Annotated in this window: 23 protein-coding genes; 11 read left to right on the top strand and 12 right to left on the bottom strand. The window is 70.0% G+C overall.

Annotated elements, in window-relative coordinates; translation table 11 throughout:
- Positions 1-100 precede the first annotated feature (100 nt).
- On the top strand, positions 101-1,309 hold the full coding sequence (locus tag ACK41C_RS07450; protein WP_409652232.1) for a CaiB/BaiF CoA transferase family protein: 1,209 nt from the start codon (positions 101-103) through the stop codon (positions 1,307-1,309).
- Here ACK41C_RS07450 and ACK41C_RS07445 read toward each other — a convergent pair.
- Complete coding sequence (locus tag ACK41C_RS07445; RefSeq protein WP_409652229.1) at positions 1,306-1,869, bottom strand: TetR/AcrR family transcriptional regulator; 564 nt, start codon at positions 1,867-1,869, stop codon at positions 1,306-1,308. The genes ACK41C_RS07450 and ACK41C_RS07445 overlap by 4 nt on opposite strands.
- A gap of 78 nt (positions 1,870-1,947) precedes the next feature.
- Between ACK41C_RS07445 and ACK41C_RS07440 the strand changes: the two genes are divergently transcribed.
- A complete protein-coding gene (locus ACK41C_RS07440; protein ID WP_409652226.1) occupies positions 1,948-2,379 on the top strand; it encodes a PaaI family thioesterase in 432 nt (143 codons plus the stop codon).
- Positions 2,380-2,429: 50 nt separating this feature from the next.
- Entirely contained in the window at positions 2,430-3,227 is a 798-nt protein-coding gene (locus ACK41C_RS07435; protein ID WP_409652223.1) for an alpha/beta fold hydrolase, read from the top strand.
- Here ACK41C_RS07435 and ACK41C_RS07430 read toward each other — a convergent pair.
- Positions 3,224-4,648 carry an HWE histidine kinase domain-containing protein gene (locus ACK41C_RS07430; RefSeq protein ID WP_409652221.1) on the bottom strand — a complete coding sequence of 475 codons (1,425 nt, stop codon included), beginning with the start codon at positions 4,646-4,648 and terminating at the stop codon, positions 3,224-3,226. The two genes, ACK41C_RS07435 and ACK41C_RS07430, sit on opposite strands and share 4 nt — an antisense overlap.
- 166 nt (positions 4,649-4,814) lie before the next feature.
- On the opposite strand from ACK41C_RS07430, the gene ACK41C_RS07425 reads away from it, so the two are divergent.
- The 4 genes from ACK41C_RS07425 (at position 4,815) to ACK41C_RS07410 (ending at position 6,477) form a co-directional block, all read left to right on the top strand.
- Positions 4,815-5,129, top strand: a complete 315-nt coding sequence (locus ACK41C_RS07425; protein WP_409652219.1) for a YqjD family protein — start codon at positions 4,815-4,817, stop codon at positions 5,127-5,129.
- Positions 5,126-5,521 carry a hypothetical protein gene (locus ACK41C_RS07420; protein WP_409652216.1) on the top strand — a complete coding sequence of 132 codons (396 nt, stop codon included), beginning with the start codon at positions 5,126-5,128 and terminating at the stop codon, positions 5,519-5,521. The genes ACK41C_RS07425 and ACK41C_RS07420 overlap by 4 nt, the downstream gene beginning before the upstream one ends.
- A gap of 74 nt (positions 5,522-5,595) precedes the next feature.
- A complete protein-coding gene (locus tag ACK41C_RS07415) occupies positions 5,596-6,279 on the top strand; it encodes a superoxide dismutase (RefSeq protein WP_409652213.1) in 684 nt (227 codons plus the stop codon).
- 24 nt (positions 6,280-6,303) lie between these two features.
- Positions 6,304-6,477 carry a DUF1328 domain-containing protein gene (locus tag ACK41C_RS07410; RefSeq protein ID WP_409652211.1) on the top strand — a complete coding sequence of 58 codons (174 nt, stop codon included), beginning with the start codon at positions 6,304-6,306 and terminating at the stop codon, positions 6,475-6,477.
- A gap of 50 nt (positions 6,478-6,527) precedes the next feature.
- Here ACK41C_RS07410 and ACK41C_RS07405 read toward each other — a convergent pair whose 3' ends face one another.
- From ACK41C_RS07405 to ACK41C_RS07395, 3 genes are read right to left on the bottom strand one after another with little or no spacing between them, the layout of a single operon-like run.
- On the bottom strand, positions 6,528-7,319 hold the full coding sequence (locus tag ACK41C_RS07405; RefSeq protein ID WP_409652208.1) for a metallophosphoesterase family protein: 792 nt from the start codon (positions 7,317-7,319) through the stop codon (positions 6,528-6,530).
- Entirely contained in the window at positions 7,316-8,161 is an 846-nt protein-coding gene (locus ACK41C_RS07400) for a diacylglycerol/lipid kinase family protein (RefSeq protein ID WP_409652206.1), read from the bottom strand. The genes ACK41C_RS07405 and ACK41C_RS07400 overlap by 4 nt, the downstream gene beginning before the upstream one ends.
- A gap of 46 nt (positions 8,162-8,207) precedes the next feature.
- Positions 8,208-8,582, bottom strand: a complete 375-nt coding sequence (locus tag ACK41C_RS07395; protein WP_409652203.1) for a hypothetical protein — start codon at positions 8,580-8,582, stop codon at positions 8,208-8,210.
- A gap of 136 nt (positions 8,583-8,718) precedes the next feature.
- Between ACK41C_RS07395 and ACK41C_RS07390 the strand changes: the two genes are divergently transcribed.
- The 3 genes from ACK41C_RS07390 to ACK41C_RS07380 all read left to right on the top strand — a co-directional run bounded on the left by ACK41C_RS07390 (position 8,719) and on the right by ACK41C_RS07380 (position 10,465).
- Positions 8,719-9,078: a YMGG-like glycine zipper-containing protein gene (locus tag ACK41C_RS07390; protein WP_409652201.1), complete on the top strand. Its 360-nt coding sequence runs from the start codon at positions 8,719-8,721 to the stop codon at positions 9,076-9,078.
- A 75-nt stretch (positions 9,079-9,153) separates the two neighbouring features.
- Complete coding sequence (locus tag ACK41C_RS07385) at positions 9,154-9,597, top strand: OmpA family protein (protein WP_409652198.1); 444 nt, start codon at positions 9,154-9,156, stop codon at positions 9,595-9,597.
- 184 nt (positions 9,598-9,781) lie between these two features.
- Entirely contained in the window at positions 9,782-10,465 is a 684-nt protein-coding gene (locus ACK41C_RS07380) for a cistern family PEP-CTERM protein (RefSeq protein ID WP_409652195.1), read from the top strand.
- 69 nt (positions 10,466-10,534) lie between these two features.
- Here ACK41C_RS07380 and ACK41C_RS07375 read toward each other — a convergent pair whose 3' ends face one another.
- Genes ACK41C_RS07375 through ACK41C_RS07360 form a run of 4 tightly spaced genes read right to left on the bottom strand, consistent with a single transcriptional unit; the run spans position 10,535 to position 13,497 of the window.
- Positions 10,535-10,687 carry a hypothetical protein gene (locus ACK41C_RS07375; protein WP_409652192.1) on the bottom strand — a complete coding sequence of 51 codons (153 nt, stop codon included), beginning with the start codon at positions 10,685-10,687 and terminating at the stop codon, positions 10,535-10,537.
- 15 nt (positions 10,688-10,702) lie between these two features.
- Positions 10,703-12,007 carry an aminotransferase class V-fold PLP-dependent enzyme gene (locus ACK41C_RS07370; protein WP_409652189.1) on the bottom strand — a complete coding sequence of 435 codons (1,305 nt, stop codon included), beginning with the start codon at positions 12,005-12,007 and terminating at the stop codon, positions 10,703-10,705.
- A gap of 23 nt (positions 12,008-12,030) precedes the next feature.
- A complete protein-coding gene (locus tag ACK41C_RS07365) occupies positions 12,031-12,717 on the bottom strand; it encodes an MgtC/SapB family protein (RefSeq protein ID WP_409652187.1) in 687 nt (228 codons plus the stop codon).
- 36 nt (positions 12,718-12,753) lie between these two features.
- Entirely contained in the window at positions 12,754-13,497 is a 744-nt protein-coding gene (locus tag ACK41C_RS07360; RefSeq protein WP_409652185.1) for a YebC/PmpR family DNA-binding transcriptional regulator, read from the bottom strand.
- Positions 13,498-13,635: 138 nt separating this feature from the next.
- Between ACK41C_RS07360 and ACK41C_RS07355 the strand changes: the two genes are divergently transcribed.
- The gene (locus tag ACK41C_RS07355; RefSeq protein ID WP_409652183.1) at positions 13,636-13,857 is read left to right on the top strand and encodes a hypothetical protein; all 222 of its coding nucleotides are present in this window, start codon (positions 13,636-13,638) and stop codon (positions 13,855-13,857) included.
- Here ACK41C_RS07355 and ACK41C_RS07350 read toward each other — a convergent pair.
- Genes ACK41C_RS07350 through ACK41C_RS07340 form a run of 3 tightly spaced genes read right to left on the bottom strand, consistent with a single transcriptional unit; the run spans position 13,808 to position 16,041 of the window.
- Positions 13,808-14,398 carry a histidine phosphatase family protein gene (locus tag ACK41C_RS07350; protein ID WP_409652180.1) on the bottom strand — a complete coding sequence of 197 codons (591 nt, stop codon included), beginning with the start codon at positions 14,396-14,398 and terminating at the stop codon, positions 13,808-13,810. The two genes, ACK41C_RS07355 and ACK41C_RS07350, sit on opposite strands and share 50 nt — an antisense overlap.
- On the bottom strand, positions 14,395-15,180 hold the full coding sequence (locus ACK41C_RS07345; RefSeq protein WP_409652177.1) for an SDR family NAD(P)-dependent oxidoreductase: 786 nt from the start codon (positions 15,178-15,180) through the stop codon (positions 14,395-14,397). The genes ACK41C_RS07350 and ACK41C_RS07345 overlap by 4 nt, the downstream gene beginning before the upstream one ends.
- Before the next feature lie 24 nt (positions 15,181-15,204).
- Positions 15,205-16,041 carry an alpha/beta fold hydrolase gene (locus tag ACK41C_RS07340; RefSeq protein WP_409652175.1) on the bottom strand — a complete coding sequence of 279 codons (837 nt, stop codon included), beginning with the start codon at positions 16,039-16,041 and terminating at the stop codon, positions 15,205-15,207.
- Positions 16,042-16,083 lie beyond the last annotated feature (42 nt).

Genomic DNA, 16,083 nt, shown 5'->3' with positions numbered 1-16,083 from the left:
GGGCGGCGATGTGAACCCCACGCTGCGTCACCCTACGGCCGCCATTGACAGCGGCGCGTTGCTTGCGGCCAAGAACAGGGGCGCCGAGCGGGGAGGAGCCATGACCAGCATGCCGAACGACGGGCCGCTCGCCGGCCTGCGGGTGATCGAGATGGGCGCGCTGATCGCGGGGCCTTTCTGCGGGCAGATCCTGGGCGACTTCGGCGCCGAGGTGATCAAGATCGAGGATCCGAAGTCCGGCGACCCTATGCGCCAGTGGGGCCGCAGCCTGCCCAAGGGCCAATCGCCCTGGTGGCCGGTGATCGGCCGGAACAAGAAGTCGGTGACGCTCGACCTGCGCACCCCCGAGGGTCGCGAGATCGCGCAGGATCTGATCGCCACGGCCGACATCGCGATCGAGAACTTCCGGCCAGGGACCCTGGAGAAGTGGGGCATGGGCTATGAGGCCCTGGCCGACCGCAATCCCGGCCTGATCATGGCGCGCATCTCCGGTTTCGGTCAGACAGGGCCATACGCCGAGCGCGCGGGCTATGGCCTGATCGGCGAGGCCATGGGCGGCCTGCGCTATGTCACAGGCGAGCCCGATCGCCCGCCGGCCCGGGCGGGCATTTCGATCGGCGACTCCCTCACCGCCATGCACGCGGTGATGGGAATCGGCATGGCCCTGCACCATCGGGCCCGCACCGGCCGCGGCCAGGTGATCGACGCGGCCCTCTACGAAAGCGTGCTGGCGGTGATGGAAAACCTCGTCACGGAGTACGACCTGACCGGATATGTGCGCGAGCGGTCGGGATCGATCCTGCCCGGCATCGCGCCTTCCAACGTCTATCCGTGCGCGCAGGGCGATACGATCCTGATCGGCGGCAACGGCGACACGGTGTTCGCGCGGCTCTGTGAGGCCATGGGCCGCCCCGAGCTGACCGCCGACCCGCGCTACGCCACCCATGCCGCCCGCGGCGCCAACCAGACCGAGCTCGACGCGCTGATCGGCGACTGGACCAAGACCTGGCGGCTGGACGACCTCCTGGCGCACCTGGACGCCAAGGGCGTGCCCTGCGGCCGCATCTTCCGAGCGCCCGACATGCTGGAACACGAGCAGTTCGTCGCCCGCGAGGCGATCGTGGAGACGCCGCATCCGGTCTTCGGCAAGGTGAAGATGCAGAACGCCTTCCCGAAACTCTCGGAGACGCCCGGCAAGGTCCGCTGGCCCGGCCCGGCGCTGGGCGAGCATACGGAGGCGGTGCTGGCCGAAGTTCTCGGCCTCACACCCGAACGCTTGGCCGAGCTACGGGCCATGGGCGTGATCTAGCCGCCGCTCTCAGCCAGCCGGACCAGCGCATCCTCGAAAGCCTGCTCGTGCAGGAAGGGCGCGTCCTCCAGCACCGCGGCGCGTATGGCGCCCAGAATCGCGCGCGACAGGACGAAGGCCTCGATCCCGCGCGGGCCGGACTTGGGCAGCAGGCCCGTGGTGGCCCGCCCTTCGGCCGCCAGTTCCGCTGGGGTGCGGGCCGCCAGGATCGCCTTCAGCGCCGCGCGGCGGGTGTTCGGCCGATCCCGCAGAATGGCGATCTGGAGGCGGATCATCAGGCGCGTCGGCGAAATCCGACCCGCCGCCAGTCCCGCCTTCACCTGCGCCCGCACCTTCTCGTTCTCGGCTTCCGCCAACCCCACCAGGATCGCCTGCTTGTCAGCGAAGTACTGATAGAGGCTGCCGATGCTGACCCCCGCCCGTTCCGCGATCCGATTGGTGGTGAACCGCGCCTCGCCCTCGGTCTCCAGAATCTGAGCCGTGGCCTCGAAGATCGCCGCAATGGTCGCCTGGGCGCGGGCCTGTTTCGGTCGGCGGCGCGGCGGAATGGCCTTGGCCACGGGTCCCTCCCGGGAATGCGAGTTCGCAAAGCTGAGCTTAGCTCGGATTCTTCCCGCCTCGACCACTTGGAATCCGCCATGACCTTCTGGACCGACCAGCTCGACCTCATCACCGCCCGCAAGAACAACCCGCCGCCGGTGGTGACGACCTTGAAGCTCGGCCTGGCGGAGGCGTGGGGACCAGGCTGGGTTCGCAAACGCTGGGAGCCCGATCCGTCGATCCTGAACGCCGACGGTTCGCTGTTCGGCGGCTACCTGGCCGCCCTGGGCGACCAGATCCTCTCCTTCGCCACCATGACCGTGATCCCGGACGGGGCGACCTATCGGACGGTGAACCTGCAGATGCAGTTCGTGAAGGTCGGCCGCGCCCACCCGCTGCTCATCGAAGGCCGCGTGACGGCGGCGTCCCGGCGGCTGATCACCGTCGAGGCCGACTTCCGGCGGGAGGACGGCGAGCTGATCGCCCGCGCCGGCGGCCAGCAGATGGTCCTGCGCCCGGAGCCGGGTTGACGGGCGCGCCCAGGGCCTGGACCTTCGCCCCCATTCAAGAAGGAGGTCCCATGCCGTTCGCCCAGCTCCCCGGCCTGAAGATCTATTACGAACGCGGCGGATCGGGCGAGCCGCTGCTGTTCATCTCCGGGACCGGCGGCGACCTGCGCAACAAGCCCAACCAATTCGACGGGCCGCTGGCCAAGAGCTTCGACATGCTGTCCTACGACCAGCGGGGCCTCGGTCGGTCCGACAAGCCGGCGATCGACTACGCCATGGCCGACTACGCCGACGACGCCGCGGCCCTGATGGCCGACCAGGGCTGGGACAGCGCCCATGTGATCGGCGTCTCGTTCGGCGGCATGGTCGCCCAGGAGCTGGTCCTGCGGCATCCGTCCCGCGTGCGGCGCCTGGTGCTGGCCTGCACCTCGCCCGGCGGAGCGGGCGGAGCTTCCTATCCCTTCCATGAGATCGAGCACCTGAAGGGCGAAGCCCGCGCGCGGCATCTGATCCCCATTTCCGACACCCGCCGCGACGCCGCCTGGGCGCAGGCCCATCCCGAGGCCTACGCCCAGCTCGTGGCGATCAGCGCCGCCGACCCCTTCGCCGACGAGCCCGGTCGGGCCGAGGGCGCCCGTCGCCAGCTCATGGCCCGCAAGGACCACGACACCTGGGACCGCCTGCCCGCCATCGCCTGCCCGGTGCTGGTCGCCGCCGGCCGCTACGATGGGATCGCCCTGCCTGAGACCCAGGAGCGGATGGTCGCCCGCATCCCCGGCGCGATCCTACGGTTCTTCGAAGGCGGCCATCTCTTCATGCTGCAGGACCGCAGCGCAGTCCCGGCGATGATCGAGTTCCTGCAGGCTTAGGGCGCCGGTCGGCCCTTGAGCATGCCGCCGACCGCCGCCGCCACCTGGGTCACGTCGTAGGGCTTGCGGATGATGGGCGCATCGAAGCCGTTCGGCGCCCCGCCGGCGTCGCCATAGCCGGTGGCGAAGACGAAGGGCACGCCGCGGGCGGCCAGGGCCTCGGCCACCGGCGTCACCGACAGGCCGTTGAGATTGGCGTCGAGCACGGCCGCGTCGATGGGGCGGTCCAGCAGGGCCATGGCTTCGGAAAGCTCGTAGGCCGGGCCGATCACTTCCGCGCCGGCCTCGGTCAGGCCGGTCTCCAGCTCCAGCGCCAGCAGCACGGCGTCTTCCACGATCAGCACGCGGGAGCCGCGCAGGTCGGCCGGCTCGTTGGAGACCGGCGTCGCCTCCGCCGCGGCAGGGACCGGCGCCCGGGGTACGGTCTCGGGTCGCGGCGCTACCGCCGCCGGGCCGGCCACGAAGCGCGCCCGCACCCCGGCCGGGCGATATTCCACCTGGGTTTCGCCGTTCAGTTCACGGCCGGTGACCTGCTGCAGCAGGGTGGAGCCGAAGCCCTGATGGGCGGGCGGCGTCACCAGCGGGCCGCCGCTTTCGGTCCAGGTCAGTTCGAATCCGCCGTCCGGCGTCTCGGACCAGTAGACGTCGACCCGGCCGGTCTCCACCGAAAGCGCGCCGAACTTCACGGCGTTGGTGACCAGTTCGTGCAGGGCCAGGGACAGGGCGTTGGCCGCCCGTGGCGTGAGGAAGAGCTCCGGCCCCTCCCAGCGCGTCTGGCCCGGCGCGATGCCGCCCAGCTCGGCGGCGGCCAGATGCTCCACCGCCGCCCCGCGCCAGCGCGCCGCCGTCAGCAGTTCGTTGGCCGAGGCCATCGCTTTCAGCCGACCGGCGAAGGTCGCGAGAAACGAATCCAGCGAGGTGGTGCGCTTGGCGGTCTGGTAGGCGAGCGCCTGGACCGCCGCCAGCACGTTCTTCACCCGATGGTCCAGTTCGAGCATCAGGGTGCGGCGGCGGTCCTCCTCGGCATGAGCCGCCGTGACGTCCTGGACGATGCCGCACACCTTGACCGGCTTGCCCTTGGCGTCGCGGACCAGGAGCCCGGACGAGCGCATCCAGACAGTGCGGCCGTCGTCTTCGCGCACGCGACGGTACTCCGCCTCGAAGCGGCCCTCGGTCCGCATCGCACTTACGATCTTTTCGCGGGTGGCGTCGCGATCTTCCGGATGAACGCCCCGGTAGAGCGTCTCGCCGCCTTCGGCCGGCCACTCGCCCTCCGGCAGGCCGGTGACGCGGTGCATCCGTTCGCTGACGCGGACCACGTCGCGCACGAGGTCCCACTCGTATTCGCCAAGCCGCGCCGACTGCAAGGCGAGCTCCAGGCGCTCTCGGTCCAGATTCGGGTCAGAGGCGGGCGTCGCCATGGCCGCACCATAGAGCGGGGTTCGCCGCGACGCGATAGGAACCAAAGGTTGCAGCCGGCGAACTATCCACAGATCGCGGGCGCACGGCTTTGCGCGGCAAGCGGAACCACGTAAGGTTGGCGGCGTTTCGGCAGGGCCATCACCCCGCCTTCTCTGGAGAACCGATATGTCCGCCGACTATTCGACCGACGACACGCCGAAGCCGGGCACCTCGGTCAACGAATCCGCCCAGAAGCTGTCGGCCGAGGCCCAGCGCAGCTTCAACGAGCTCTCCAAGCGCCTCGAAACGGTGGTCAAGGACGGGCTTGAGCAGATTCGGGCCCAGTCGCGCACCTATGCCGACACGGCCGGCCACCAGCTGGACGAGGCGCAGCGCTACGTCACCGAACGGGTCAAGGAGAAGCCGCTGATGTCGACCGGCGCCGCGCTGGGCGTGGGCGTGCTGATCGGCCTGCTGCTCGCTGGCGGCCGCCGGCATTGATCCTCAAGAAGGCGATCTACTACGCCGCGGGCGTCGCCGCGCTGTCCGCGGCGGCGGCCGTTTGCGTCATCGCCCTGGCCTTCGCCCTGCATGCGGCGCTCGCTCCGCAGATCGGTGTGGCCTGGGCTTCCGCCGCCGTGGCCGGCGCCGCGGCCCTGCTCATCCTCGCCCTGGCGCTGGCGCTGCTGGCCCGGGGCCGCGGGCCGCGCCCCAAGCCGGGAGAAGACCGCGACCTGACTTCGCGCCTGATCGACCTGGCGCGTGAGAAGCCCCTGATCGCCGCCGGCGCCGCTGCTGCGGTGGCCGCAGCCGCCGCCGTCGCCTTGCGCAATCCCAAGCTGGCGGCCGCGGTCCTGTCGGCGATCCTGGCAGGCCGCGCGACCAAGAAGTAGCGAACCAAACGGGCTCCCGTGGGTTTCGAGGTCGCGCGCCTGCGCATCCTCCCCACATCCGCCAGGACGAGCCTATGACCCAGTTCCACCTTCCCGACCTGCCCTACGACCACGCCGCGCTCGAGCCGGTGATCTCGCGCGACACCATGCACCTGCACCACGGCAAGCATCACCGCAAATACGTCGAGACCATGAACCAGATCCTGGCCGAAAGCGAGCGCAAGCCGGCGAGCCTGGAGGACCTGGTGCGGGAGACCGCCGGCGACGCCGGCGCCCGCAAACTCTTCAACAACGCCGCCCAGACCTGGAACCACACCTTCTTCTGGACCTGCATGACCCCGCCCCGCGGCCGCGGCCCGGACGAGCGGCTGTCGGCCGCCATTGAAGCGGCCTTCGGCGGCCTGGCGCAGCTGAGGTCCGAGTTCGTGAAGGTGGGCGCGGCCCACTTCGCCTCCGGCTGGGTGTGGCTGGCGGCGGAGGGCGAACGGCTGAAGGTGATCGACACCCACGACGGCGACGACCTGCTGCCCCATCGCGGGCTGACGCCGCTGCTGGTCTGCGACCTCTGGGAGCACGCCTACTATCTGGACCACAAGAACGACCGCCAAGCCTTCCTGGAAGCGTGGTTCGACAATCTGCCGAACTGGGCCTTCGCGACCAGCCAGTACGAGGCCGCCCAGGGACGCGGCGATCCTTGGGCGCACCCCGGACCTTCCGAGGTTTCGGGAACGGCGGAGCGGCAGGCGCGTTCGAACTAGGGACGCAAACCTGGAGAAACCCCAATGCTCGGCTGGGCTCTGACCTTTCTGGTGGTCGCCTTGATCGCCGGTCTTCTTGGCTTCACTTCCATTGCGGGCGCCGCGATGGGTATCGCCAAGATCCTGTTCTTCGTGTTCTTGGTTCTGTTCGTCGTCTCGCTCGTCATGCACATGGTGCGCGGACGCGGAGCCCTATAGGGCCGGAGCCGACGAGATGGAAAACGCCCGCGCCCGACGCGGGCGTTTTTCTATGCCGCCTGCCGTCGGCGCTCCAGCGCCCAGGTGCGATGGGTCTCGTAGCGGGAACCGGTCCAGGCCTGGGCGCGGACATAGATCTCCGCCGCCTCGATCTCGACGATGTTGAAGCCCGGCGGCGTCCCGCGTTCGCGCAGGGAGAGCGTGCCCGCCCCGGCCGCATAGGTCCGGCAGTCCCCGAAGGGATAGGGCAAGGCGAAGGGCGCGTGGATGTGGCCCGACAGGACGAGATCAACCCCGCACTCCGAAAACGCCTGGGCCGCGGCCGCGCCGCCCCAGACCTTTCCGGTCATCGGGCCGCCGATCATCTCCATCAGAGGATGGTGGCAGACGACGATCTTGGCCTGATCCGCCGGCGCGGCGCAGAGCCAGTCGGCCGTCTCGCGCACCTGGCGCGCGGAGATCTGGCCCTTGGACCAGTTCATCCGGGGCTGGACGCCGCGGGCGGTGTTGACGCCGCGTACAACGAAACCTTCTCCCGAATGGATCTGGCCGTCCACCTGGCCGATGATCCGCCGGAAACGACCGAAGGGGGCGAAGAACCGCTCGTGGACGGCGATATAGGGCGAGTCATGGTTGCCGGGCGTCACCAGCACCGGACCGGGCAGGGTCGCGAGCCAGGCCGCCGCGGCGTCGAACTCCCCCACTTCGGCGAACTGGGTGAGGTCGCCGGACACCACGACCAAGTCGAAGCCGCCTTCGCGCAGCATCTCCGCCGCAGCGGTGACGGCGGCGACGTTCTCTCCGCCGAAATGGATGTCCGACAGATGGGCCAGGCGGATCAAATCCCGTGCTCCTGCCGCGGGGCCAGCACGCGCGCCACCTTCGGCCGCCAGCTCACGGAGACCATGGAAGGCAGGCGCGTGGGCTCGCCGTCCAGCACGGCTGGGATGCGGCCGGCCGCCCAGGCGCGGGCGGTGCGCGAGGGCCGGGTCTCCACCGCCGGAGCGTTGCGCCAGTCGTCGATCATCGCATGCACGCCCATGCGGAAGGCGTCGGCGGCGCCGCGCACGTCGAACACGGCCGCCTCCAGGGCCTGCTCGTCGTCGGGAAGGGCGCGCGAGGCCAAGGGGCAGAGGAAGGCCACCGCTTCGGCCTTGCCCCGCGGCCCCTGCTCGAGGCTGTAGCGCAACCGTCCCGAAAAGGTCTGGCGCCAGGCGCGCCGCGCGCGCCGAAGGGCCATGGAGAACCGCCCCTCGCGCACCGCCTCACGCGCCGGCGCCCAGAGGGCGGGCGAGCCGAGGATCGCCGCCACCAGGAAGCTCTTACCCTCGATCTCGCCGCCGCCGATCGACTGTTCGCGGCCGCCCTCCAGGGCCGAGCGCAGGGCGTCCGGCCAGGAAACACGGCCATAGACCGCCCGCGGCAGCATGTTCATGGTCCCGCCCGGCAGGGGCGCGATCAGCGGGCCGTCGGGGCCGGCCGCCTCGGCCGCCGCCCGCGCGGTGCCGTCGCCGGCCAGGACGATGAGCAGGTCGGGCGCGGCGTCGATGGCCGACTGCAGGGTGCGGGCGAGATGGCCGGGTTCCGGCGCCTCGACCCGGGCGTCCAGGCCATGCTCGGCGAGGAGCGCCTCCAGCGTCTGGGGCGCGTCGCGGTCGACGCTTCCCGAGGCCAGGTTCACCACCGCGACGGCTTTAGAGATCTTCGGAATCGCCGCCCCCTTCGCCGCCTCAGTTCGCCGGGGGCGGGGCCGGATCCGCCTCTTCCGGACGGCCGATGGCGCGGCGGGCTTCCCGCAGGTTCGCCTCGGCCTCCGCGGCGGCGTCACGCACGGCCGGGCCGGCCTGGACGGCCGCGGCGGTGACGCCCTCGTCCACCCGCGCCCCGCCGCCGGCGAACGAACCCTCGCGCGCGGCCAGCACGACGAACAGCCCGGCGGCCAGGGCGGCCACGACCAGCAGGGTCATCAGGACGGGATGGCGCTTGCGGCCGCGCTCAGCATCGCGCCGGCCACGTTCGTAGGCGGCGCGCAGGTCGTCCATCTCGACGGCGGGGTCGCCGACGGGCGGCGGATCGCCCCGTGGGGTCTGGCGGTCGGGAGGCAAGGAACTCTCTCCTTCCAGCGGCGCATCGGGTTCCGGGAATGAACGGCGCGCCACGGTCTCGGTTCCGCCCACGCCGGAACCCTGCTAGGGCCAGGGCGTTGGGGCGCAGGGGACGAACAGCAAGGAGAGCATCCGCATGCTCATCAAACCCGACACTCTCAAGCCGCTGATCGCGGTCGCCGGCGCCGGCCTGCTCGCCGCCGCCTGCACCACCACCGGGAACGTCGAGCGCAACGCTGCGGGCGGCGCGGCCCTTGGCGCCCTGGCCGGGGCGGTGATCGGCAACAACGTCGGGGCTGGGGACGCCGGGACCGGCGCGGCCATCGGGGCCGCGATCGGCGGTACGGCAGGCGCGATCAAGGGCTGCCGCGAGGAAGGCGGCTGCGGCGCGACGGCGCCGAACCGTCGCCAGTACTACGACGAACGCGCGGGCCGGTATTACTACTACGATCCGGGCACCGGCCGTTACTATTGGGAAAACGGCGCGCCGCGCTAAGCCCCGCAAGAGACTGGCTTCGGACGGGCGGTCGGCTATGCTGGCCGCCCGTTTTCGTCTGGGCTGGAGGGCGCAATGTCTGTCGGGCGAATCTTGGCGGCGGCCTGCGCCGGGCTGGCCATGGGCGGCTGCGCCGCGGTCGGCGGGCGAGACCGCATCGTCGAGGCGCCGGCGGCCTGTGGCGACATCGCGGCCCAGATCTATTTCGAGCCGAACTCGGCCGAACTCACCACAGAGGCGGCGACGCTCATCGCCCGCGCCGCCACCCAGGCCCAGGGCTGCCGGGTCGACCAGATCCAGGTGGTCGGGCTGGCCGACGCCGCGGGCGCGCCGGCCGCCAATCTGGAGCTGTCCAAGCGGCGGGCGGCCGCGGTGACCGCAGCCCTGGCGGCCAACGGTCTGCCCGCCGCCGAATTCGTGCTCGAAGCCGTGGGGCAGGACGGCGCCGTCACGCCCGAGGGGACGGCGCCCCTGCGTCGTCGGGCCGATATCCTGATCGCGGCCAAGCCCAAGAAGTAACGGCTCCAACCACAACCAAAGACGGCGCCCTCGGTGCGAGCCGAGTACTTCAACCGGTAGGGGAATCGTCACACCGGTTAAATGAAAGCGCCGGATTCCTAATGCGATTAAATTGGGCGCTATAGCATCCCCACTTATTTTCGCCCCAGGTGGAAAGCAACGCCTAAACCTTTGGGGGTAACTAATGCAGAAGAACTTTGTCCGGGCCCTGGCTCTCACCGTCGCGATCGGCGCCTCCGCCGTCGCCGGCAACGCCGCGGCCTCCACGGTCCTGAACTGGGACGGCACGGTCGGTCAGAGCTACACGCTCGACTTCAACGGCTTCAACGACACCGTCGGGGACATCGCCGGTCTGACGGCCCAGATCACCTATACCTTCACCGGCATGTCGGGGAACGCCTGGAACTTCGACTACGCGATCTCCAACACCTCGTCCGACCCGACGACGGCCTCACGGATCTCTTCGTTCGGCTTCGACGTGTCGCCCGCCATCAGCGGCGGCAGCAGCACCGGAACCTACGCGTTCACCAATGTGAACAGCAACATTCCCAACGGGATCGGCGTGGTCGACATCTGCTTCAAGGCCGTCAGCCAGGGCAACTGCACCGGCAACGGCGGCGGCCTGACCTACGGCCAGAACGGTTCGGGCACGCTGACCCTGAACTTCGCCTCGCTGCAGACGGCCATCGACTTCAGCAACCTCTATGTCCGCTACCAGTCGGTGAACGCTCCTGGCGTGACCGGCGGTTCGGCGGTCGGCGTGCCGGTCACCGCGGTGCCGGAGCCCGGGACTTGGGCGCTGATGATCGCCGGCTTCGGCCTCGTGGGCGCCGCCCTGCGCAGCCGCAAGTCGCTCGCCCTGGCCTGATCGGCCGGACGAACAACTGAACAGAGACGCCGCCGGCTCCCCCCAGCCGGCGGCGTTTTCTTTTGAACCTCAGGACTTCTTCTTCGCCAGCAGCGAAACTACCAGGCCCACGGCGCAGGCCACGAACAGGAAGCCCGCGATCACGCGCACGGCGTCGACCACGAAGCCGAGGACCGCCGCAGCGATCATCACCAGAAGGAAGATGCCGGCCCACTTGGCCATGGGAAGCTCCTTGTCCTAGGCCGCGAGGGCTGCGACCGCGCGCAGGGCGAAGTCGACATCATCGGGCGTGTTGCGGATGGAAGGGGTCAGCCGCACATGCGGCGTTGCGTAAGGGGCGACAGAGCCGAGGACCCGCCAGCGTCGCAGGCCCGCCACGGCCGCTTCCGCCGACATTCCGGCCAGGTCGAAGGCGACGATTCCCGCCGACAGCTGCGGATCCATGGGCGTGACGAGCCGCACATGCGGCATGGCGGCCAGGCCGGTCTTCAGGCGCGTGGCCAGCTCCCGGGTGCGGGCCTCCACATGCGCCTTGCCTAGACCCTTGTGGAAGGCGAAGGCGTCGGCCAGCGCCCAGACGTGCTCGAAGGCCTTGAAGCCGCCCGGCGTCATGCGCGCGGCCGTGGTTTCGCCAGGCTCATAGCCGCCGATCCAGGCCGAATAGGCGTCCGGGGCCAGGAAGCTGGGCACCGTCGGGCTAACCCGGGGCCAGGCCTCGGCCGTTCCGACGATCACGCCCGTGCCGCGCGGGCCGAACAGCCACTTGTGACCGGAGGCGACCAGGAAGTCGCAGCCGAGGTCGGGCAGCGTCGCATCCTCCACGCCGAAGCCATGCACCCCGTCCACGCACAGCAGCACCCGGTCGGCCGGGCTGCGCTGGGCGTTGATCGGCGCCAGGGCGTCGGCCACCGCGCGGATCGGGACCTTCAGGCCGGTGGAGGAATGCACCCAGGTCAGGGCGACGGCCCGGGTACGGGGCGTGACCGCCGCGACGATGCGCCGGACCATTTCGCCGGTCGAGGCGGCGCCCGCCTCGTCGTGCAGGGCGATCTTGCGCACCGTCGCGCCGCGGCGGCGGGCGGCGAGGCGCAGGGCCTCGTGGGTGACGTAATAGTCGTGGACGGTGGTCAGGACCTCGTCGCCGTAGCCGAGCTTGAGCCCGCCATAGAGCAGACCGATCCCGGCCGTGGTGCTTTCGCACAGGGCCACCTGTTCCATGGGGACGCCGAAATAGTCTCCGGCGGCGGCGCGGGCGGCGTTCTGCAGCCGGCGATTGTTGGCTTCCAGATAGGTGATCGGCCGGGCGTCCAGCTGGCGGCGGTGACGCTCGATGGCCTCGCGCACCGGCCTGGGGTTGGAGGCGATCAGCATGGCCGAAAGGTCGACCTCGTCCCAGGCCAGCGCCCACTGGCTGCGCACCCGGTCCCAGTTCGGCGGCGCCTGGGCGAGGGTCGGCTCCGCCGCCGAGGCGGGCAGCGCCGGGATGCCGAGCGCCAAGCCGGAGCGGGCGATCAGGTCGCGTCGGTTCAGCCCCTCGCTCATGCTCCCGATAATGCGAAGCTCTGCTAGTCGTTGCGCGGCGTAAGATCGAATCCGATCACCGTCGCATCATCGGCGAGCCGCGCCGAGAGCGCTTCGGTGCGAACACGGCCCGAGCCCCGGAAGGTGGCCGAGATCTCCAGCACATCCTCGTCCAGGGCGTGTTTCACCACCGCTGGCTTCAGACCGAACTCCGCCATCAGGGCGCAGAAATCCGCTTCCTTCGGCGCCGCCGAGCGCCTGTAGCGGACCGCGACATCCACGTGGTGCATCTGGGGCATGTAGTCGTCGGCCAGGCGCAGGACCCCCAGGATCACCAGGGTCGCCAGGGTGCCGCCGACCGCCAGTCCATAGAAGCCGACGCCGAACAGCGTGCCCAGCGCCGAGGTGATCCAGAGCGAAGCCGCCGTGGTCAGGCCGTGGACCGAGAAGCCCTCGCGGAAGATCACGCCCCCGCAGAGGAAGCCGACCCCAGTCAATATGCCGTGCGCCATTCGCACCGGATCGATGCGGATCAGGTCGCCCGGGGTGTCGGAGAGCCACCGCACCTGGTGGACGGCGGCCAGCATCAGGAGCGCCGAAGCAAGCGCCACCAGGATATGGGTCCGGAAGCCCGCCGGTCGACCCCGGTATTCCCGCTCGAAACCGATCAGGGCGCCGGCCAGGATCGCGCCCGCGACCGGCCACGCGAAGTCGGGATTCCACCACTCCATCGCCCCTCAACGCACAAGGGACGGCGAAGCTTCACGTCAGGCGTACTTCTCGAGGTCTTCGTCGGAGATCTCGTAGTTGCCGTAGACGTTCTGCACGTCGTCGTCGTCCTCGAGGGACTCGACCAGCTTCATGAGGGTTCCCACCGGCTCGCCGGCGATCGGGGTCAGGGTCTTGGGACGCCAGACGATGCCGGTCGACTTCGCCTCGCCCAGCGCCGCCTCCAGGGCCTGGGCGACGTCCGAGAGAGACTCGTAGGCCGTGTAGATGGTGTGGCTCTCCTCGTCGGATTCCACGTCATCGGCGCCGGCCTCGATGGCCGCCTCCATCACCTTGTCTTCCGAGCCGGCGGCGGCCGGATAGACGATCTGGCCCATCCGGTCGAACATGAAGGAGACGGCGCCCGTCTCACCCATGTTGCCGCCGTGCTTGGAGAAGATGGAGCGGACGTTCGCCGCGGCGCGGTTTCGGTTGTCGGTCAGGACCTCGACGATCAATCCCACGCCGCCGGGGCCGAAACCCTCGTAGCGGATCTCCTCATAGGTCTCGGCGTCGGCGCCGGAAGCCTTCTTGATCGCCCGCTCGATATTGTCCTTGGGCATGGACTCCGCGCGGGCGTTGGCGACGGCCAGGCGCAGGCGCGGGTTCATCGCCGGATCGGGCATGCCCGACTTGGCCGCCACCGTGATCTCGCGCGAGAGCTTGGAGAACAGCTTGGACCGCATGGAGTCCGCGCGGCCCTTGCGGTGCATGATGTTCTTGAATTTCGAATGTCCGGCCATGGGTCTCTGAAGGCTTGTCGAAACGCAGGCGCCGCTTCTAGAGCGCATTTTGCCCGAGGGGAACGGTCTTGCGCCTGTCCGGCCCGGAACCTCACACCGCCGAAGGGGTTCAAGCGGAGCCAGCAGCGGAGGCCCATGATGAGCGAGCACTTCGAAGAGACCCTCGGCGGCGAAAGCGACGGCGCCCTGGTTCACTGGATGGCGCGGCCGGCGCCGCGGATCTCCACTGCGGCCCTTTCCAGCATGATCGCCGGCGCCTTCCTGGTGGGGGCAGGCATCGGCCTGGCCCTGGCGGCGCTCTCCGGCCGCCTCACGCCGGAGCCGGAACGTCGCAGTCCAGTCGCGCGATGGCTCCATTGACCAGGCGATAGACAGCGTCCTGCGGAACCTCCTGATCGAGCGTGGCGGCTCGGTCCCATCCCATATAGGCGCCGCGGATCACCCGGCCGGCGCCGCCGTGGCTGACCACGATGACCCGGCGCTCCGGCTCGGGCTCGAGGTCGGTCAGCCAGTGCGCGATGCGATCGCGGACCTGGTCGTAGGTCTCGCCGCCGGGGCCGTGAAAGATCCAGCCGAAGGTGGCGAAGAGCTCCGGATGCGCCTCCGCCAGCTCGTCGCGGTTATGTCCTTCCCAATCGCCGCATGAGACCTCGATCACGCGATGATCGATCTCGATGGGCAGGCCCAGGGCCTCGCCAACGATCCGCGCCGTCACCTGGGTCCGCCCCAGCGGGCTCGACACCAGGCGCCAGCCGGCCGGATCGCCGATCTCGCGCGCGAGGAGCGCCGCGGCGGCCTGCGCCTGGGCGCGGCCCAGCGCGGTCAGGGGCGAGTCCAGATGGCCCTGCATCCGCCGGGCGGCGTTGAACTCGGTCTGACCGTGCCGGACCAGATAGATCATCGCTTACGGCGCACCACCGGGTGGGAGGACGACAGGCCGCCATCCACGACGATGGCCTGGCCGTTCACATAGGAGGACTCGTCGGAGGCCAGGAAGAGGGCCGCGTTGGCGATCTCGATGGGCACGCCGCCGCGGGTGAGCGGATTGAGCTGGCCGATCTTATCCTCGTTGCCGCGGGCGCGCGCGCCGTCGAAGATCGGCTGGGTCATGCCGGTCTCGATCAGGCCGGGGCAGATGCAGTTCACCCGCACGCCCGTGCCGTAGAACTCGTTGGCCGAGGTCTGGGCCAGGTTGATGACCCCGGCCTTGGAGGCGGAATATGGCGACCCGCCGGCCCCCGAACGGATGCCGGCGACCGAGGCGGTGCAGATGATCGAGCCCTTGCCGGCCGGGATCATCCGCCGCGCGGCGTGCTTCACCAGCAGGAAAGCGCCGATCAGGTTGACGCGCAGGATTTCAGCCCAGAAGGCCGCATCCTGCTCGTCGAAGGCGGTCCAGCCGCCGGAGATCCCCGCATTGGCCCAGGCGACATCCAGGCCGCCGTAGTCGGAGACCGCGCGGGCGACGAGGCTTTCGACGAAGCCTTCTTCACCCGCGTCGCCGGTCAAGGCGGCGACCTTGCCGCCGCCCTCGGAGACGAGCTTGGCGGTCTCGTTCACCGTCTCGGCCTTGTCGGCGATGATCAGGTTCGCGCCCTCCTGGGCGAAGAGGATGGCGCTGGCCCGGCCGATGCCGCTGCCGGCGCCGGTGATGATCGCGGTCTTGCCGGAAAGTCGTCCCATGGAATCCCCTCTTCTGGATTGGCGTCAGGCCGCACGCGCGGCGGCCGCAAGGATGGCGTCGATGATGGTGTCGTAGAGGGCGGGGGGCAGGTCGTGGCCCATGCCTGGGATCACCCGCAGCTCGGCGCCCGGAATGGCTGCCGCGGTGGCTTCGCCGCCGAACGGCTTGATGAGCGGGTCGTCGGCCCCGTGCAGGACGACGGCGGGGACCTTCAGCCGCGACAGCCGCTCGGTGCGGTCGCCGTCGCCGCGGATGGCGGCCATCTGACGCTGGACGCCGGTGGGATTGAAGGCGCGCTCGTATTCCGCGATCCCCCGCTGGCGCAGCGCCGCCTCGTCCCAGGGATAGGCTGGGCTGCCGATGGTCCGAGCGTTCCTGATCCCATGGGCGACGAAGGCTTCGAAGTCGGCCTTCGGGTCGGGGGCCGGCGTGTTGAGCACGGCGCCGGCCTCGGGCGTGGAATCGAGCGTACCCCGGGCCCCGGTGGCGGACATGATCGAGGTGAGGGACAGCACCCGCTGCGGATGCTCGATGGCGACCGTCTGGGCGATCATCCCGCCCATGGACACCCCGGCGACGTGCGCCTTTTCGGCGCCGGCGGCGTCCATGACGGCCACGGCGTCGGAGGCCATGTCAGAGAGGGTGTAGGCCTCGCCTGGCTTGAACCAGGTCGACCTGCCCACGTCGCGATTGTCGAACCGAATGGCGCGGTAGCCGTGGGCCACGAGCTTCTGGCAGAACGGCTCCGGCCAGCGGGTCATCTGCGACCCGAGGCCGTTGATCAGCAGGATCGTCTCGGCCGCAGCGGGCCCGAAGGTCTCATATTCGAGCTCGACGCCCTTGTTGTTCGCTCGGGGCATTGGTCTCTCCTCCAATTCTCGCGAGATGCAGTCCCACACCGC

This window comes from Phenylobacterium sp. (assembly GCF_046290725.1).
Lineage (GTDB): Bacteria > Pseudomonadota > Alphaproteobacteria > Caulobacterales > Caulobacteraceae > Phenylobacterium.
The sequence above is the reverse complement of the archived record's forward strand: the minus strand, read 5'-3'. Positions and strand labels throughout refer to the sequence as shown.

Excerpts from the sequence above, each read along its gene's own strand:
- ACK41C_RS07350 (WP_409652180.1), bottom strand. The coding sequence starts at position 14,398 with ATGATCTATCTGGTCCGGCACGGTCAGACCGAGTTCAACGCCGCCCGG.
- ACK41C_RS07390 (WP_409652201.1), top strand. The coding sequence starts at position 8,719 with ATGCTCATCAAACCCGACACTCTCAAGCCGCTGATCGCGGTCGCCGGC.
- ACK41C_RS07365 (WP_409652187.1), bottom strand. The coding sequence starts at position 12,717 with ATGGAGTGGTGGAATCCCGACTTCGCGTGGCCGGTCGCGGGCGCGATC.
- ACK41C_RS07355 (WP_409652183.1), top strand. The coding sequence starts at position 13,636 with ATGAGCGAGCACTTCGAAGAGACCCTCGGCGGCGAAAGCGACGGCGCC.
- ACK41C_RS07440 (WP_409652226.1), top strand. The coding sequence starts at position 1,948 with ATGACCTTCTGGACCGACCAGCTCGACCTCATCACCGCCCGCAAGAAC.
- ACK41C_RS07340 (WP_409652175.1), bottom strand. The coding sequence starts at position 16,041 with ATGCCCCGAGCGAACAACAAGGGCGTCGAGCTCGAATATGAGACCTTC.
- ACK41C_RS07430 (WP_409652221.1), bottom strand. The coding sequence starts at position 4,648 with ATGGCGACGCCCGCCTCTGACCCGAATCTGGACCGAGAGCGCCTGGAG.
- ACK41C_RS07410 (WP_409652211.1), top strand. The coding sequence starts at position 6,304 with ATGCTCGGCTGGGCTCTGACCTTTCTGGTGGTCGCCTTGATCGCCGGT.
- ACK41C_RS07375 (WP_409652192.1), bottom strand. The coding sequence starts at position 10,687 with ATGGCCAAGTGGGCCGGCATCTTCCTTCTGGTGATGATCGCTGCGGCG.
- ACK41C_RS07345 (WP_409652177.1), bottom strand. The coding sequence starts at position 15,180 with ATGGGACGACTTTCCGGCAAGACCGCGATCATCACCGGCGCCGGCAGC.
- ACK41C_RS07425 (WP_409652219.1), top strand. The coding sequence starts at position 4,815 with ATGTCCGCCGACTATTCGACCGACGACACGCCGAAGCCGGGCACCTCG.
- ACK41C_RS07360 (WP_409652185.1), bottom strand. The coding sequence starts at position 13,497 with ATGGCCGGACATTCGAAATTCAAGAACATCATGCACCGCAAGGGCCGC.
- ACK41C_RS07380 (WP_409652195.1), top strand. The coding sequence starts at position 9,782 with ATGCAGAAGAACTTTGTCCGGGCCCTGGCTCTCACCGTCGCGATCGGC.
- ACK41C_RS07450 (WP_409652232.1), top strand. The coding sequence starts at position 101 with ATGACCAGCATGCCGAACGACGGGCCGCTCGCCGGCCTGCGGGTGATC.
- ACK41C_RS07385 (WP_409652198.1), top strand. The coding sequence starts at position 9,154 with ATGTCTGTCGGGCGAATCTTGGCGGCGGCCTGCGCCGGGCTGGCCATG.
- ACK41C_RS07370 (WP_409652189.1), bottom strand. The coding sequence starts at position 12,007 with ATGAGCGAGGGGCTGAACCGACGCGACCTGATCGCCCGCTCCGGCTTG.
- ACK41C_RS07435 (WP_409652223.1), top strand. The coding sequence starts at position 2,430 with ATGCCGTTCGCCCAGCTCCCCGGCCTGAAGATCTATTACGAACGCGGC.
- ACK41C_RS07415 (WP_409652213.1), top strand. The coding sequence starts at position 5,596 with ATGACCCAGTTCCACCTTCCCGACCTGCCCTACGACCACGCCGCGCTC.